The 15734-nt window shown below is 68.2% G+C and carries 15 protein-coding genes; 8 read left to right on the plus strand and 7 right to left on the minus strand.

Annotated features, from left to right (window positions below; genetic code table 11):
• Positions 1 to 390: energy transducer TonB family protein (locus tag GH815_RS02945; RefSeq protein WP_153747262.1), on the plus strand; the 390-nt coding region annotated here is incomplete at its 5' end.
• A 48-nt stretch (positions 391 to 438) separates the two neighbouring features.
• Here the strand turns inward: GH815_RS02945 and GH815_RS02950 are convergent.
• The 6 genes from GH815_RS02950 to pyrC all read right to left on the minus strand — a co-directional run bounded on the left by GH815_RS02950 (position 439) and on the right by pyrC (position 6880).
• On the minus strand, positions 439 to 1185 hold the full coding sequence (locus tag GH815_RS02950) for an ABC transporter ATP-binding protein (RefSeq protein ID WP_153747263.1): 747 nt from the start codon (positions 1183 to 1185) through the stop codon (positions 439 to 441).
• Complete coding sequence (locus GH815_RS02955; RefSeq protein ID WP_153747264.1) at positions 1182 to 1961, minus strand: MlaE family ABC transporter permease; 780 nt, start codon at positions 1959 to 1961, stop codon at positions 1182 to 1184. Before GH815_RS02955 ends, GH815_RS02950 begins: the two co-directional genes overlap by 4 nt.
• Entirely contained in the window at positions 1958 to 3010 is a 1053-nt protein-coding gene (alr, locus tag GH815_RS02960) for an alanine racemase (protein WP_153747265.1), read from the minus strand. Before alr ends, GH815_RS02955 begins: the two co-directional genes overlap by 4 nt.
• A 347-nt stretch (positions 3011 to 3357) precedes the next feature.
• A complete protein-coding gene (locus tag GH815_RS02965; protein WP_153747266.1) occupies positions 3358 to 4860 on the minus strand; it encodes a replicative DNA helicase in 1503 nt (500 codons plus the stop codon).
• Positions 4861 to 5083: 223 nt separating this feature from the next.
• On the minus strand, positions 5084 to 5764 hold the full coding sequence (locus tag GH815_RS02970; protein WP_153747267.1) for an orotate phosphoribosyltransferase: 681 nt from the start codon (positions 5762 to 5764) through the stop codon (positions 5084 to 5086).
• Between the two features lie 75 nt (positions 5765 to 5839).
• On the minus strand, positions 5840 to 6880 hold the full coding sequence (gene pyrC, locus GH815_RS02975; protein WP_153747268.1) for a dihydroorotase: 1041 nt from the start codon (positions 6878 to 6880) through the stop codon (positions 5840 to 5842).
• A gap of 234 nt (positions 6881 to 7114) precedes the next feature.
• On the opposite strand from pyrC, the gene GH815_RS02980 reads away from it, so the two are divergent.
• From GH815_RS02980 to GH815_RS03010, 7 genes are all read left to right on the plus strand, one after another.
• Positions 7115 to 7321: a P-loop NTPase family protein gene (locus tag GH815_RS02980; RefSeq protein WP_153747269.1), complete on the plus strand. Its 207-nt coding sequence runs from the start codon at positions 7115 to 7117 to the stop codon at positions 7319 to 7321.
• Positions 7322 to 7433: 112 nt separating this feature from the next.
• Entirely contained in the window at positions 7434 to 8360 is a 927-nt protein-coding gene (locus GH815_RS02985) for an AAA family ATPase (RefSeq protein WP_153747270.1), read from the plus strand.
• Between the two features lie 96 nt (positions 8361 to 8456).
• The gene (locus GH815_RS02990) at positions 8457 to 9713 is read left to right on the plus strand and encodes a vWA domain-containing protein (RefSeq protein ID WP_153747271.1); all 1257 of its coding nucleotides are present in this window, start codon (positions 8457 to 8459) and stop codon (positions 9711 to 9713) included.
• A 302-nt stretch (positions 9714 to 10015) separates the two neighbouring features.
• A complete protein-coding gene (locus GH815_RS02995) occupies positions 10016 to 10558 on the plus strand; it encodes a YeeE/YedE thiosulfate transporter family protein (protein ID WP_153747272.1) in 543 nt (180 codons plus the stop codon).
• A 1-nt stretch (position 10559) separates the two neighbouring features.
• Complete coding sequence (locus GH815_RS03000; protein ID WP_153747273.1) at positions 10560 to 11162, plus strand: YeeE/YedE thiosulfate transporter family protein; 603 nt, start codon at positions 10560 to 10562, stop codon at positions 11160 to 11162.
• Positions 11163 to 11286: 124 nt separating this feature from the next.
• Positions 11287 to 12273, plus strand: a complete 987-nt coding sequence (locus GH815_RS03005) for an XdhC family protein (RefSeq protein ID WP_153747274.1) — start codon at positions 11287 to 11289, stop codon at positions 12271 to 12273.
• Positions 12273 to 13271, plus strand: coding sequence for a molybdopterin-binding protein (locus GH815_RS03010; protein ID WP_153747275.1), 999 nt, complete (start codon positions 12273 to 12275; stop codon positions 13269 to 13271). Before GH815_RS03005 ends, GH815_RS03010 begins: the two co-directional genes overlap by 1 nt.
• 13 nt (positions 13272 to 13284) lie before the next feature.
• Here the strand turns inward: GH815_RS03010 and ppsA are convergent, their stop codons facing one another.
• Positions 13285 to 15657 (minus strand): phosphoenolpyruvate synthase, encoded by a 2373-nt coding sequence (gene ppsA / locus GH815_RS03015; protein ID WP_153747276.1) that lies wholly within the window; start codon positions 15655 to 15657, stop codon positions 13285 to 13287.
• Positions 15658 to 15734: the final 77 nt, after the last annotated feature.

Below are 15734 nucleotides of genomic sequence, written 5' to 3' on the forward strand. Positions count from 1 at the left end.
GCGCCGCCCCCCGCCCCGGCTCAGACCGCCCGCGGCACCGCACGCGCGGCGCAGGCCGGTGCCCCCGCCCGCGCCGCGCCTGCCCTGTCTGAGGCGGCCGCGCGTGCCTTGCGCGCCGAATGGGGCGGCCAGATCCTGGCCCGCGTCAGCCGCGTTCACCGCTACCCGCGCGAGGCCCGCACGACCGGGCGGGCGCTGGTCGAACTGGTGGTCACGCGCGAAGGCGCGTTGCTCTCGGCCCGACTGGTCCAGGGCACGGGCGACCCCGTGCTCGACCGCGCGGCGCTGGCCGCCGTTCATCGGGCCGGGCCATTCCCCAGTGCGCCCAAGGGGCTGGACCAGGCCAGCTACAGCTTTACCGTGCCGCTGAAATTCGACCGGCGCGGCTGATCCGCAGGCGCCCCGCCGCGGTTCGTGCGCAGTTCTGAGTGACCGGGGTCAGCGCACCGAAGCGATCGGGCCTTCGGCGCGGCCATGGATGAACTGTTGCAGGTAAGGGTCTGGCGCGGTGTCCATATCCTTGACCGGGCCTGTCCACTGGATCACCCCGTCATGCAGCATGGCGACATCATCGGCGATGGCGCGCACGCTGGTCATGTCATGGGTGATGGTGATGGCGGTGGCGCCCATCTCGACTACGATCTCGCGGATAAGCTGGTTGATGACCCCGGCCATGATCGGGTCGAGGCCGGTGGTGGGCTCGTCGAAGAAGATGATCTCGGGCTCGGCGGCGATGGCGCGGGCAAGGCCTACGCGCTTTTGCATGCCACCCGACAGCTCGGCGGGGAACTGATCGGCGGTTTCGGGTTTCAGGCCGACGCGGCGCAGCTTTTCGATGGCGATCTCGCGCGCCTCTGCCTTGGGGCGTTTCCCGGGGCCGCGCAGCAGCCGGAACGCCACGTTCTGCCAGACGGTCAGCGAATCGAACAGCGCGCCGCCCTGGAACAGCATCCCGAACCGCGCGAGAAAGGCATCGCGGTCAAGGCTGGCGGCGTCCTGCCCGTCGATCCGGATGGTGCCTGCATCGGGCTTCACCAGCCCCAGGATACATTTCAGCAGCACCGACTTGCCGGTGCCCGAGCCGCCGATGACGACCATGCTTTCGCCCCGGGGCACGGTCAGGTCGACCCCGCGCAGCACGCGGTTGGCGCCGAAACTCTTGTGGAGGCCGAGAAGTTCGATCATGCCGAGAAAAACAGTTCGGTCAGCAGGTAGTTGCTGGCCAGGATCATCACCGAGGCCGTCACCACCGCCGATTTCGTCGCCCGGCCCACGCCCTGCGCACCGCGGGCGGAGTTCATCCCGAAATAGCAGCCCACCAGCGCCACGATGAAGCCGAAGACCGCCCCCTTGATCAGCCCCGAGGTCACGTCCCAGAGCGTCAGATAATCGACCGTGGTCTTGAGATAGGCCGCGGCGTTCAGGTCAAGCCGACCGGTGCCGACCAGATAGCCGCCCAGGATGCCGATGGAATCGCCCACCGCGACCAGCACCGGCAGCGCAATGGTCGCCGCCAGCACGCGCGGCACGGTCAGATAGCGCATCGGGTCGGTGGACAGTGTCACCAGCGCGTCGATCTGTTCGGTCACCTTCATCGTGCCGATCTCGGCCGCGATGGACGAGGCGACCCGCGCCGCCACCATCAGCCCGCCCAGCACCGGGCCAAGCTCGCGCACCATGCCGATGGCGACGATCGAGGGCACCACCTGCGAGGCATTGAACCGCGCGCCGCCCTCGTAGATCTGCAAGGCGAGCGCGCCGCCGGTGAACAGTGCGGTCAGTGCCACCACCGGCAGCGAATTGTAGCCGATCACCCAGAGCGCCTGAAGGAATTCGCGATAGTAGAAGGGCGGGCGTATGGCCGCCGACAGCGTCGCCACCAGGAAGATCGCGATCCGGCCAAGGGCCGCCAGCCCCCCGAGCGTCGAGCGGCCGATGGCGGCGACCGGGGCGAGGATCATGGTGCCGCTGCGCCGATATGGCGGCGGGCATAGCGGGGGCCGAGGCTGGTGAGCAGCTCGTAGCCGATGGTTCCGGCGGCGGTGGCCAGGCTGTCAACGCCCTGATCCGGACCGATCAGGTCCAGCGCCTCGGGGATGGCGGGCAGGTCGGTGACATCGGCGGTGATCAGGTCCATCGAGACGCGGCCAAGGATCGGGCAGGGCCGACCCTCGGACCAGAGCGTGCCGCGGCCCGACAGCGCGCGCAGGATGCCATCGGCATAGCCGCCCGCGACGGTGGCGACGGTGCGGCTGGTGTCGGCGCGGAAGCTGCACCCGTAGCCCACAGCCTCGCCCGGTTCGACGATGCGGGTCTGGATCACCGGCAGCGACAGCCGCAGCACCGGCGTGGCCTGAGCGAAGGGCAGGGCGCCGTAAAGGCCGATGCCGGGGCGGGTGATCTCGAAATGATACTCCGGGCCCAGCAGGATGCCCCCCGTGGCCGAAAGCGAGCGCGGCACGTCGCAGCCTTCGGTCATGTCGCGGAAACAGGCAAGCTGGATCTCGTTGAAGCCGGTCTCGGGTTCGTCGGCACAGGCAAGATGGCTCATGATCAGCCGCAGCCCGGCGGCCAGCGCGTCGGCGCGGATCGCGGCCCAGTCGGCGGGTTCCATCCCCAGACGGTTCATGCCGGAATCAAGCTGGATGCCGAAAGGGTGGCCCGGCAGCGCCTGAAGGTGGCGGGTCAACTGCTCGGGCGCGTTCAGCATCGGCACGAGGGCGCAATCGCGGATCAGGCCCGCATCGCCCGCCATGTGGCCGCCGAAGACGCCGATCTCGGGGCCGGGGCCAAGGGCGGCGCGCACGGCTGCGCCCTCTTCGGCGACGGCGACGAAGAAGCGGCGGGCACCGGCGCGAGCCAGCGTGCGCGCGACCTCGGCCGCGCCCAGCCCGTAGGCGTCGGCCTTGACGACCGCCGCGGTTTCGGTGCCCGTGCCGCTGGCGCGGTCAAGGGCGGTCCAGTTGCGCGCGATGGCGCCGTGGTCGATGGTAAGCAATCCGGTAGCCATGGCGCTGTTTCCGACAGGGGCGGGGCGCGCGTCAAGGCGAATCCGGTTTTCCGCTGCTGCGCTCAGCGTCGTTCGTAGCGGCTGCCGGTCCAGACCCAGCGTTCGTCGGTCCCGGTGACAAGCGCGGGCCAGCCATCCTGCGCGCCCGCCTCGTCCAGCGAAAGCCCGCTGGTCGAGAACAGATCGCAACCACCAAAGATCAGCAGCGCGCTGTCGCCCGCCCAAGCAAAGACTCCTGCCAGCCGACCCGGACGTGCCGATCATCGCCATTCGTGCCGTCGGTCCCGATTCACCTGGGCCGAGTGCAAGGAGCAACATGGCCGAAGCGAAGCGCGGATCGGCGGGACTCAGAACCCGTCGGCGCCGCCATGGCCCTGCTGCCAGGGCTTGACCAGGTTGCCAAAGCGGGTGAAGCGGCCCTCGAAGCTCAGTTCCACCGTGCCGATCGGGCCGTGGCGCTGCTTGCCGATGACGACCTCGGCCTTGCCGTGGCAGCGTTCCATCACCTCCTGCCACTTGGCCATGGCCTCCAGGTTGTCCTCGCCCGGCTTCTCGCGTTCCTTGTAGTATTCCTCGCGGTAGACGAACATCACCACGTCGGCATCCTGCTCGATCGAGCCCGACTCGCGCAGGTCGGACAGTTGCGGGCGCTTGTCCTCGCGGTTCTCGACCTGACGCGACAATTGCGACAGCGCCACCACGGGGATGTCCAGTTCCTTGGCGATGGCCTTCAGCCCCTGGGTGATCTCGGACACCTCGTTCACCCGGCTGTCCTTGGCGGTCGCGGGGCGGACGAGTTGCAGGTAGTCGATGAACAGCGCATCCAGCCCATGGGTGCGTTTCAGCCGGCGCGCGCGGGCGGCAAGCTGGCTGATCGGCAGGGCGGGGGTGTCGTCGATGAACAGCGGGCAGGCTTCCAGCGCCTTGGCGGCCTCGACGAAGCGACGGAACTCGGCCTCGGTCATGTCGCCGCGGCGGATCTGTTCCGAGGGCACTTCGGAGGCTTCCGACAGGATCCGCGCGGCAAGCTGCTCGGCGCTCATCTCGAGGCTGAAGAAGCCGACTACGCCGCCTTCGACCGCGCCTTCGGTGCCATCGGGTTGCAGCCCGCGGCGATAGGATTTCGCGATGTTGAAGGCGATATTGGTGGCCAGCGACGTCTTGCCCATCGACGGGCGCCCGGCCAGGATCAGCAGGTCCGAGCGGTGCAGCCCGCCCAGCTTGCGGTCAAGGTCGATCAGGCCGGTCGAGACCCCCGACAATTGCCCGTCGCGCTGATAGGCGGCGTTCGCGACATTGACCGCATCGGTCACCGCCTTGAGGAAGGACTGGAACCCGCTTTCGGACTGGCCCTGTTCGCCCAGCTTGTAAAGCGCCTGCTCGGCCTCGACGATCTGGGTGCGCGGCTCGGAGGCGATGTCGACGCGCGCCGCCTTGTCCGAGATGTCGCGGCCAAGCCGCATCAATTCGCGCCGGATCGCGAAGTCATAGATCATCTGGGCATAGTCGCGCGCCGCGAAGGTCGAGATCGCCGCCCCGGCAAGCCGCGCCAGATAGGCCGGCCCACCCAGTTCCTTGAGCCCCTCGTCATTCTCCATGAACGCCTTGAGCGTCACCGGCGAGGCCAGCGCGTTTTTCTGGATGCGCGCGGCGGCGATCTCGTAGATGCGCTGATGCACCGGTTCGTAGAAATGATGCGCCTGGATGATCGCCGCGATCCGGTCGAACACGTCGTTATTCGTCAGGATCGCGCCTAGAAGCTGCTGCTCGGCCTCGATGGAATGGGGCAGGGCGCCGGTCTCGTCCTCGGTCCCTGTCCCGCCCGGATGGATCGTGCTGATCTCGTTCATTGCCTGCCCCCGCGGTCATGTCCGGGCTGACTAGCGCAGGGACGCGGCCAGGGATACCGCAACAACTTGGTGGATACCCCGCGGCATATCCCTGTGGATCCCGTGTGGATAACGCCAGACTGCCCGGTTGTTGTTGTTCAGAACAGGATAGCCGCAAAATCTGGGGGACGCGACCGATTCTGTGGATGCCTTGTCCCCAGGTCATCCACAGTCTCGTCCCCGGTTATTTTGCGGCCCGCGCCGCCTGCCATTCCCTGGGCGCATTCAGGAACGCCTCGACCTCGGCCAGCGTGGCGTCATCGAAGGCACCCTGCGCGCGCGCCTCGGCCAGCACATCCCACCAGGTGCAAAGGTGATGAAGCTGCACCCCATGGGCGGCCAGCGTCGCCTCGGTCTCGGGGAAGATGCCGTAATAGAAGATCACCGCGGTATGCCCGCAGGCTGCCCCCGTCTCGCGGATCGCATCGACGAAGGACAGCTTGGACCCGCCATCGGTGGTCAGATCCTCGACCAGCAGCACCCGGTCGCCCTCGCCCATCACCCCCTCGATCCGGGCGTTGCGGCCGTAGCCCTTGGGCTTCTTGCGGACATAGGTCATCGGCAGGGCCAGACGCTCGGCCACCAGCGCGGCAAAGGGGATGCCCGCCGTCTCGCCGCCCGCGATATTGGTGAAGGCTTCGAACCCGGCCTCGCGCATCACGGTCACGGCCATGAAATCCATCAGGGTCGCGCGGATGCGCGGGAAGGAGATCAGCTTTCGACAGTCGATATAGGTGGGCGAAGGCAGGCCCGAGGCCAGCGTGAACGGCGTTTCCGCGTTGAAATGCACCGCGCGGATTTCCAGAAGCATGCGGGCCGACAGCCGGGCGATCTCGGCGCGGTCGGGGAAGGCGGTGGGGATCATGGCGCGGACCTCAGTGTCTGGGGCCAAGAATCTTGGGGAAAATTCTTGGCAAATTTCTTGCAGGAAATTCGCGGCTCACCGCTCTACCCGCCAGTGCAGGGGGAAGCCGGGATCGAACAGCGTCACCGGCCCCGCCCCGGTCTCGATCCGGGCGGGGTAGGTCACGGGCGCTCCCTTGACCAGCGTGGTCCGCGCCTCGTTCGGCGGCAGGCGGTAAAAGGCCGGACCGTTGAGCGAGGCAAAGGCTTCCAGCCGGTCGAGCGCGCCTTCGCGCTCGAATACTTCCGCCAGACAAGACAGCGTATTGGTGGCCGAGAAGATGCCCGCGCAGCCGCAGGCGCATTCCTTGGTCGGGTCGGCATGGGGTGCGCTGTCGGTGCCCAGGAAGAACCGCGCATCGCCCGAAATGGCGGCGGCGACCAGCGCATCGCGGTGCCGGGCGCGCTTGGCCACCGGCAGGCAGTAGTAATGCGGCTTGATGCCCCCGACCAGGATATGGTTGCGGGTGATGATCAGGTGATGCGTCGTGATCGTGGCGCCAAGGTCGGCCGCGTTCGCCTGCACATAGGCCACGCCGTCGGCCGTGGTCAGATGCTCCATCACCACGCGCAGCCCCGGCGTCGCCCGGCGGATCGGGTCCAGCACCCGGTCGATGAACACCGCCTCGCGGTCGAAGATGTCCACCTCGGGATCGGTCACCTCGCCATGCACGCAAAGCGGGCAGCCGATCTCGGCCATCTTCTCCAGCACGCCGCGCACCTTGTCGAAATCGCGCACACCCGAGGCCGAATTGGTCGTCGCGCCCGCCGGATACAGCTTGACCGCCGTCACCAGCCCGCTGGCATGGGCCGCGGCCACATCCGCCGGATCGGTCTCTTCGGTCATGTAAAGCGTCATCAGCGGCGTGAAATCCATGCCCTCGGGCAGCGCGGCAAGGATGCGCTCGCGATAGGCGGCGGCCTCGCGCGCATTCACCACCGGCGGCACCAGGTTCGGCATGATGATCGCCCGGGCAAAGTCGCGCGCGGTCTCGGGCAGGACGCCCGACAGCATGGCGCCATCGCGCAGATGCAGGTGCCAGTCGTCGGGGCGGCGGATGATAAGGCGCTCTGTCATGGTCCGCGCGATACACAATCGCCGCACGGCTTTCCAGTGCCGATCACGCCCACCGGCCCCGCACCGCCCGGCATCCGCCCCGGAAAAGGTGAATATCGGGTTGAGATTTCACGCTTCTGCTGCCCGCTGGGCGCAAGGCGGGGTTTGCGAGCGGGCATTGGTCATGTCAGCGCGTCTGTCCTATTTTGGCCCTCAGGGGGGAAACAACTGTGAATCGGCAGGAGTTTCCAGAACATGGCACTTGCAGTTACAGCGATCACCGGCCGCACCGGCTCGATCCTTTCCACCGTGCTCGACGCGCTTGTCCGGGTGATGGAACACCATCCCCGCACCCGCCAGATCGAGCGTCTGAACGCGCTCAGCGACGAGGATCTGGCCGCACGCGGCCTGACCCGTCAGGATGTCGTGCGCCACATCTTCCGCGACCGCTATTACCTCTGAGCGCTCTCACCGCCGGGCGGGACGCTTGCGCCCGCCCCGGCAAGGCCACACCCGATCCCGCGCTTGACCGCCGCCCCTGCGCATGCAGTTCTACGCGCAGGGAGGACGTGGAATGGACAGGACCGGGCCAGGCTCGATCGACGAGGTGCAGGCGCTGCTTGCCGGGCAGGATTATGTCTGCGGGCGCGCGCTTGCGACGGTCACCTTCCTGTCGCTGCGCCTTGGCAAGCCGCTCTTTCTTGAAGGTGAACCCGGTACCGGCAAGACCGAGATCGCCAAGGCCATCGCCGCGGCGCTGGGCCGCCGTCTGATCCGGCTGCAATGCTATGAAGGGCTCGATGCCGCATCGGCCGTCTGCGACTGGAACTTTGCCGCGCAGATGATCGCGATCCGCACCGCCGAGGCGATGGGATTCGAGGGCGCGGGCGCCGACAGGACCGCGCTGAAGGACGAACTCTTTTCGGACGAGTATCTCATCGAACGCCCACTTCTCCAGTCCATGCGCCCCCATGTCGAGGGCCCGCCGGTGCTGCTGATCGACGAACTCGACCGCACCGACGAGCCCTTCGAAGCCTTCCTGCTCGAGGCGCTGGGCGATTTCCAGGTCACGATCCCCGAACTTGGCACGATCAGGGCACCGCAGCCCCCCATCGTCGTCATCACCTCGAACCGCACCCGCGAAGTGCATGACGCGCTGAAACGGCGCTGCCTCTATCACTGGGTCGATTACCCAGATTTCCAGCGCGAACTCGACATCCTGCATGCCCGCGCCCCCGAAGCGGCCGAAACGCTGAGCCGCGAGATCGTGGCCTTCGTCCAGAAACTGCGCAGCGAAGACCTGTTCAAGAAACCCGGTGTGGCCGAAACCATCGACTGGGCGAAATGCCTGCTCGCGCTCGATGTGATCGACCTGTCGCCCCAGGTCATTGCCGACACGATCGGGGCGCTTCTGAAATACCAGGACGACATCCAGAAGATCGAGGGCTCCGAGGCGAAACGCCTGCTCGACCAGGTCCGCGCGGAACTGGCGCCTGCCTGACGCGAACCGGCCTGTTCTTCTTCTGGCCGGAAATATCCTCGGGGGGTCCGGGGGGCAGACGGCCCCCCGGCCTCTCCACCAGCGCCGAGGCCGCGAATGGCAGATCTGCACACGCTCGACATCCCCGATGACGGCAAGCTGTCGCACAACATCGTCCATTTCGCGCGCGCCCTGCGAAAGGCGGGCCTGCCCGTCGGCCCCGGCCGGGTGATCGACGCGGTCCGCGCGGTGGAGGCGGCGGGGTTCTCGCAGCGCGGCGATTTCTACCACACGCTTGCCGCCTGCTTTCTCTCGCGGCCCGAGCACCGGCAGGTCTATGACCAGGTGTTCCGGCTTTACTGGCGCGATCCGCGCTTTCTCGAACACATGATGAGCCTGATGCTGCCCTCGCTGCGCGGCGTGGCCGAGGAACGCAGCGCCAGGGCCGCCGAGAAGCGCGCCGCCGAGGCGTTGCTCGACGGGATCGAGCGCGCGCTTCCCGAACCGCAGGACGCGCCCGGCGAGGAGGTCGAGATCGATGCCAGCCAGACCCATTCGGGCCGCGAACGGCTGAAGACGCTGGATTTCGAGCAGATGAGCACCGCCGAGATCGCCGAGGCACGGCGCATGCTGGCCCGACTCAGCCTGCCGGTGAAGCCGCTGGTCTCGCGCCGCACCCGCGCCGACCGGCAGGGACGGATGCCCGACTGGCGCGCGACGATGCGCCATGCCCTGCGCCGGGGCGGTGAACTCAGCGAACTGGCGATGAAGAACCGGCGCAGCCGCTGGCCGAATCTGGTGGTGCTCTGCGACATCTCGGGCTCGATGTCGCAATATTCGCGCATGGTGCTGCATTTCCTGCATGCGGTCGCCAATGAGAAGGGCGCGGGCTGGGCCAGGGTGCATGCCTTCACCTTCGGCACGCGGCTGACCAACATCACCCGCCACCTGGCCACCCGCGATGTCGATGCCGCGCTGGCGGCTGCGGGGGCCGAGGCGCAGGACTGGGCGGGCGGCACGCGAATCGCGTCGGCGTTGCATGTCTTCAACCGCGACTGGTCGCGGCGGGTGCTGGGGCAGGGGGCGGTGGTGCTGCTGATCACCGACGGGCTTGACCGCGACGAGGCGGACACCCTGTCGCAGGAGATGGAGCGGCTGCATCTGTCGGCCCGCCGCCTCATCTGGATCAACCCGCTGCTGCGCTGGGACGGTTTCGCGCCGAAAGCCCGTGGAATAAGGGCGATGCTGCCCCATGTCGACTGTTTCCGGGCGGGCCATTCGATCCGCTCGCTCGAGGATCTGGCCCGGGCGATCACGGATGCCGGCGATGCCGGAGAGCGGGACCGGATGCTGGCGCAGGTGCGACATTCCTGACCGCTTGATCCAGATCAAGGCCGCAGCGCAGCATAACCTGCATCCAGCATGCGTCGTTTGTGGCGATGGGCGCAAGTTCCCGGCGCGTATCGGATAACCCGCAGACGGCCCCTGTGTTTTCCCGACGCAGGTTCCCGGGCGCCAGAGGGCCCTCCCTCCCTCGGCGCCGTGTACAGAAACGCCGTGGGCCCTCCCTCCCACGGCGTTTTTTCCGTTTTGCGCCCAATGTTTGAACTGGATCGGCATCGTTGCCCATGCCAAGGTTCGCGCAAATGAACGCATGTCACGAGGGGGACATCTCCATGGTTCTGAACTGGAAGATCGGCGGCCCGCTTCTGGGGGTCGTCTTTTTCCTCGCGGTGCTCCTGGTCCAACCGATCGGCGTATCGACGCAATTCGTCGTGGCCGACGGCGTTCTGTGGGAGCAATACGCGCCGGGCGTCATCAGCCAGACGGCCGATGGCGGCTGGACCTCGCCCTATCCCTATTTCGCCAAATACGCCGCGGATATCGCCAATCCGCTGACCTATTCGATGATCTTCGTCGCCGCGATGATGGGCGGCGCCTTCCTGTCCTCGGTCGCCTTCGGCCGCATCCCGCTGCGCGAGCGGTTCAGCCCCGCGCTGTGGAGCGCGAATTTCCGCATCGGCTGGGTGGGGCGCTGGGTTCTGGCCTTCCTCGGCGGCGTGATTGTGCTGTTCGGGGCGCGGCTTGCGGGGGGGTGCACCTCGGGGCACATGATGTCGGGCATGATGCAGACCGCCGTTTCGGGCTACGTCTTTGCCTTCGGGGCGTTCCTGACGGCCTTTCCCACCGCCCGCATCCTGCTGAAGAAGGAGGCCTGAGATGGAAATCGCACTCGCAATCGGCCTGGGCGCGCTGTTCGGCCTGATGCTGGAACGCATCGGCGCGACCGATCCGAACTGGGTCGGGCGGATGCTGAGCCTGGTCAACATGCACCTGATGAAGACGATCCTGGTGGCGATCGGCACCGCCTCGATCCTGATGTTCGGCGGCCAGATGCTGGGCCTGGTCGAGGTCGGGCACATGTCGGTCAAGGAGGTCCATGTGGGCGTGCTGCTGGGCGGCGCGATTCTCGGGATCGGCTGGGCCATGTCGGGATACTGCCCGGGCACCGGCGTCTGCGCGGCGGCCACGGGGCGGTTCGACGCGCTGTTCTTCATCGTCGGCGGCCTTGTCGGCGCGGGGGCCTATGCGCTGAGCCATCCGTTCTGGGAAAACATCGGCTTCCTGAATGGCGAGAAATGGACCATCGGCGCGATCCCCGGCTCCAACTATCCGGCGGCGCTGCCCGATCTGCCGATCACCGGCGATGTGATCGGCATCGGCATCGGCGTCGTGCTGATCCTGGTCGCGATCCTTCTGCCCCGGCGGCTGTCGGGCAAGGGCGCGCCCGCGGGCGAAGCGCAACCCGAACCGGCCGAATAACCTTCCCCGACAGGGGGCAGGGGCGCTGCGGACCCGATCCGCGGCGCCCTTTCCTTTTGTCCCGATTTCCACTGGCGAAGCCGCCCTGCCGCGCCCATTATCCCCGCGAGGGAGGAGGGCGGTCATGCAGACAGCCGAATTCGACGCGATCGCGGAAACCGCGCTCGACTGGCACCGGGCGGGCAAGGGGTCGGTGCTGGCCACCGTGATCGAGACCTGGGGCAGCGCACCGCGCCCGGTGGGCAGCCTCTTGGCGATCTCGGGCGAGGGCGGCATGGCGGGGTCCGTTTCGGGCGGCTGCGTCGAGGGCGCGGTGATCGCCGAGGCATTGGAGGCGCTGGGCGATGGCCGTCCGCGCCTGCTGGAATTCGGGGTCAGCGATGACGATGCCTTTGCCGTGGGGCTGGCCTGCGGCGGGCGCATCCGGGTGCTGGTCGATCCCGTCGGCGCGGCGCTGCCCGAGGCGTTGCTGGCCGATCTGGTCACTGCCCGCGCCGCGCGCCGCGCGCTGGCCTATGTCGTCGATACCGAATGCTGGCAAAGGCGGCTGGCCGGGCCGGAGGATGCCGCCCTTGGCCCGCAGATCGCCGCACGGATGCGCGCCGACCGCTCGGGCTTCGAGGGGGCGTGCTTCGTCGCGATCCACAACCCGCCCTTGCGGCTGGCCATCGTCGGCGCCGTCCATATTGCGCAGCCGCTGGTGGCGATGGCGCGGCTTGCCGGTTTCGCGCCCGTGCTGATCGACCCGCGCCCCGCCTTTGGTTCGGCCGAGCGGTTCCTGGGCGAGACCATCCTTGACGACTGGCCCGATGCCGCGCTTGCCGCACATGGGCTTGATGCGCGCACGGCGGTCGTGACGCTGACCCATGACCCCAAGCTTGACGATCCCGCAATCCTGGCCGCGCTGGGCTCGGACGCCTTCTATCTGGGCTGCCTCGGCTCGCCCCGGACCCATGCCAAACGGGTCGAGCGGCTGCGGGCTGAGGGCATCCCGGAGGACCGGATCGCCCGCATCCATGCGCCGGTCGGCCTGGATATCGGCGCGCGCAGCCCGGCCGAGATCGCGGTTTCGATCATGGCCCAGATCGTCGCGACGCTGAGGCAGGGGTGATGCGCTTCGGCCCCGTCCCTCCCGATCAGGCCGAGGGGGCGATTCTGGCCCATTCGCAGTGTGTCGGCGGGCGGATGCTGAAGAAGGGCCTCGTGCTCGGGCCGGACGAGATCGCCGCGCTGACCGCGGCGGGCATCGCCCTTGTCACCGTCGCCCGTCCGGACCCCGGCGATGTGGCCGAGGATGCGGCGGCCGCGCGGTTGGCCGAGGCGCTGGTGCCCGATCCGGCGGCGGCGGGGCTGCGGATCGGGGCGGCGGCGCGGGGGAGGGTGAACCTGCACGCGGCCTGCGCGGGTGTGGTCGGGCTGGACGCCGCTGCGATCCACGCGCTGAACCGGATCGACCCCGGCGTGACGCTTGCCACGCTTGCGCCGCTGACCCGGGTCACGCCGGGGCTCTTGGTCGGCACGGTCAAGATCATCCCCTATGCGGTGCCCGGCGCAGCCCTTGCCGCTGCCTGTGCCACCGCGCCGGGCGCGATCCGCGTGCATCCGGTGATGCGCCGGACCGCCGGGCTGATCCTGTCCAATGTCGCCGGCCAGAAACCCGGGCTGACCGAAAAGGGCCGCGCAGCGGTGGAAACCCGGCTGGGCGCGCTGGGCATCGCGCTTGCCGCGGTCGCGACCGTGCCGCATGACACCGCCGCCATGGCCGCGGCGCTGACCGCGCTGCCGGGCGAGATCGCGCTGATCCTCACCGGCTCGGCCACCTCGGACCCCGAGGATACCGGCCCCGGCGCGGTGCGCGCGGCGGGCGGAACGGTCACGCGCTTTGGGATGCCGGTCGATCCGGGCAACCTGCTGTTTCTGGGCGAGCAGGGGGGGCGGCCGGTGATCGGCCTGCCGGGCTGCGCCCGCAGCCCCGCCCTGAACGGGGCGGACTGGGTGCTGGAACGCATCGCTTGCGGGTTGGCCGTCGGCCCCGACGAGATTGCCGCGATGGGTGTGGGGGGGCTTCTCAAAGAGATCCCCTCGCGCCCCCAGCCGCGCGAGGGCTGATGGTGCGGGCCGCTCAGCCCATGCGCTCGGCCTCGGCCACGTTGCGCTTGACCGCCAGAAAGCTGTCGGGCGTGACCGAGATCGAGTCGATGCCATAGCCCACCAGCAGACGGGCGAAATCCGGATCATTGCTGGGCGCCTGCCCGCAAAAGCCGACCTTGGCCCCGCAGGCATGCGCCCGCTCGATCACGCTGCGGATCATCCATTGCACGGCGGCGTTGCGTTCGTCGAACAGCGCCGCCAGATCGGCCGAATCCCGGTCCACCCCCAGCGTCAGTTGCGTCAGGTCGTTCGAGCCGATGGAAAACCCGTCAAAGCGGCGGGCGAATTCCTCGGCCAGGATCACGTTCGAGGGCACCTCGCACATGACATAGACCTGAAGCCCGTCTTCGCCGCGTTTCAGGCCGTTCGCCGCCATGACCTCAAGCACGCGGTCGGCCTCGTCGGGGGTGCGGCAGAACGGGATCATCACGATCACGTTGTCGAACCCCATCACCGCGCGCAGATGCCGGATCGCCCGGCATTCCAGCGCGAAACCCGGCGCGTAAGCCTCTGAATAGTATCGTGAAGCGCCGCGAAAGCCGATCATCGGGTTTTCCTCGTGCGGCTCGAACCCCGCACCGCCCGGCAGTTCGGCATATTCGTTGGTCTTGAAATCGCTCATCCGCACGATCACCGGCTCGGGCCAGGCCGGGGCGGCGATGCGGCCAAGCCCCATGGCAAGCTTGCGCACGAAGAAATCCGGCCCGTCCGCATAGCCCGCGGCCAGCGCCGCCAATGCTGCGCGGGTGGGCTCGTCCAGCCGCTCGGGATGGATCAGCGCCATCGGATGCGCCTTGATCGCGTTGCTGACCACGAACTCCATCCGCGCCAGCCCCACGCCCTGCGCGGGCAGCCGCCACCAGCGGATCGCAGCACCCGGATTGGCCATGTTCAGCATCACCCGGGTCCGCGTCTCGGGCAGGTCGGACAGCGCGATATCCTCGATGTCGACCTCGGCTATGCCGTCATAGACATGGCCCGTCTCGCCCTCGGCGCAGGAGACCGTCACCACCTGTTCGTCATGCAGCAGATGGGTTGCATTGCCGGTGCCGACGATGGCGGGCAGGCCAAGCTCGCGGCTGACGATGGCGGCATGGCTGGTGCGCCCGCCATGATCGGTCACGATGGCGGCGGCCCGCTTCATGATCGGCACCCAGTCGGGATCGGTGATCGAGGTCACAAGGATCGCGCCATCGACAAAGCGCGCGATGTCCCTGGCGCTTTCGATCACGCAGACGGGGCCCGAGGCGACGGCACCCCCCACCGACAGCCCGGAAACCAGCGTCCTGCCTTTCTGCCCGATGCGGTAGTTGCGAAACGCCCCGGCCTCGGCGCGGGACTGGACGGTTTCGGGCCGGGCCTGCACGATGAACACTTCGCCCGTCTCGCCATCGCGCGCCCATTCCATGTCCATCGGCATGCCGTAATGCCGCTCGATGGTCACGGCCATGCGGGCCAGCGCAAGGATCTCGTCCTCCGTCAACACGAAGCGCGCCCGCTCGGCCCGCGAGGTCGGCACGTTGCGGGTGGCGGTGCCGTCCGCGCCGTGGATCATCTTGCAAAGCTTGCTTCCCAGCGTCTTGTCGAGGATCGGCACAAGGCCGGGGCGGTCGAGAAAGGGCTTGAAGACCTGGTATTCGTCCGGCGTCACCGCGCCCTGCACCACATTCTCGCCCAGCCCCCAGGCGGCGTTGATCAGCACAAGATCGGGATAGCCCGTCTCGGTGTCGAGCGAGAACATCACCCCCGCGCCGCCCGTATCCGCACGCACCATCCGTTGCACCCCGACGGACAGCGCCACCTGCCCATGATCGAAGCCCTTGAGCCGACGATAAGTGATCGCCCGGTCGGTGAACAGCGAGGCAAAGCAGCGCCGGCAGGCCGCCAGCAACGCATCGGCGCCGCGGATGTTCAGGAACGTCTCCTGCTGGCCCGCGAAACTGGCGTCGGGCAGATCCTCGGCCGTGGCCGAGGAACGCACCGCAACGGCAAGCGCCTCCTGCCCCTCGCGGCGGCAAAGCTCGGCATAGGCCGCGCGGATCTCACCTGCGATATCCACGGGCCACTCGCCTTCGCGGATCATCCGGCGGATCGTGGCCCCTGCCTCGGCCAGCTCGATCCGCTGTGCGTCCAGGGCCGCCAGCGTCGCGGCGATGCGTGCCTCAAGATCGTTGTGCCGCAGAAAGGCGCGATAGGCGTCCGCCGTGGTCGCGAAACCGCCCGGCACCCGGATGCCCTGACCCGCAAGCGCCGCCACCATCTCGCCGAGCGAGGCGTTCTTGCCGCCCACCCGGGTCACGTCGTCCCGGCGCAGGTCTTCGAACCATGCCACATGCTGGGCCATCTTCCGTCCTCCCTTCGGCATGACGTCCCCCTGGGGTCAGCCTAGGCAGGCGGCGGCAGACCGCGCGTTGATCGGTG

The sequence above is a fragment of the Rhodovulum strictum genome (assembly GCF_009649175.1).
GTDB lineage: Bacteria > Pseudomonadota > Alphaproteobacteria > Rhodobacterales > Rhodobacteraceae > Rhodovulum > Rhodovulum strictum.

Coding starts and splice junctions, on each gene's coding strand:
- GH815_RS02980 (WP_153747269.1), top strand. CDS start 7,115: ATGGCACTTGCAGTTACAGCGATCACCGGCCGCACCGGCTCGATCCTT.
- GH815_RS03000 (WP_153747273.1), top strand. CDS start 10,560: ATGGAAATCGCACTCGCAATCGGCCTGGGCGCGCTGTTCGGCCTGATG.
- GH815_RS03005 (WP_153747274.1), top strand. CDS start 11,287: ATGCAGACAGCCGAATTCGACGCGATCGCGGAAACCGCGCTCGACTGG.
- GH815_RS02965 (WP_153747266.1), bottom strand. CDS start 4,860: ATGAACGAGATCAGCACGATCCATCCGGGCGGGACAGGGACCGAGGAC.
- GH815_RS02995 (WP_153747272.1), top strand. CDS start 10,016: ATGGTTCTGAACTGGAAGATCGGCGGCCCGCTTCTGGGGGTCGTCTTT.
- alr (WP_153747265.1), bottom strand. CDS start 3,010: ATGGCTACCGGATTGCTTACCATCGACCACGGCGCCATCGCGCGCAAC.
- GH815_RS02990 (WP_153747271.1), top strand. CDS start 8,457: ATGGCAGATCTGCACACGCTCGACATCCCCGATGACGGCAAGCTGTCG.
- GH815_RS02950 (WP_153747263.1), bottom strand. CDS start 1,185: ATGATCGAACTTCTCGGCCTCCACAAGAGTTTCGGCGCCAACCGCGTG.
- GH815_RS02970 (WP_153747267.1), bottom strand. CDS start 5,764: ATGATCCCCACCGCCTTCCCCGACCGCGCCGAGATCGCCCGGCTGTCG.
- GH815_RS02955 (WP_153747264.1), bottom strand. CDS start 1,961: ATGATCCTCGCCCCGGTCGCCGCCATCGGCCGCTCGACGCTCGGGGGG.
- GH815_RS02985 (WP_153747270.1), top strand. CDS start 7,434: ATGGACAGGACCGGGCCAGGCTCGATCGACGAGGTGCAGGCGCTGCTT.
- pyrC (WP_153747268.1), bottom strand. CDS start 6,880: ATGACAGAGCGCCTTATCATCCGCCGCCCCGACGACTGGCACCTGCAT.
- ppsA (WP_153747276.1), bottom strand. CDS start 15,657: ATGGCCCAGCATGTGGCATGGTTCGAAGACCTGCGCCGGGACGACGTG.
- GH815_RS03010 (WP_153747275.1), top strand. CDS start 12,273: ATGCGCTTCGGCCCCGTCCCTCCCGATCAGGCCGAGGGGGCGATTCTG.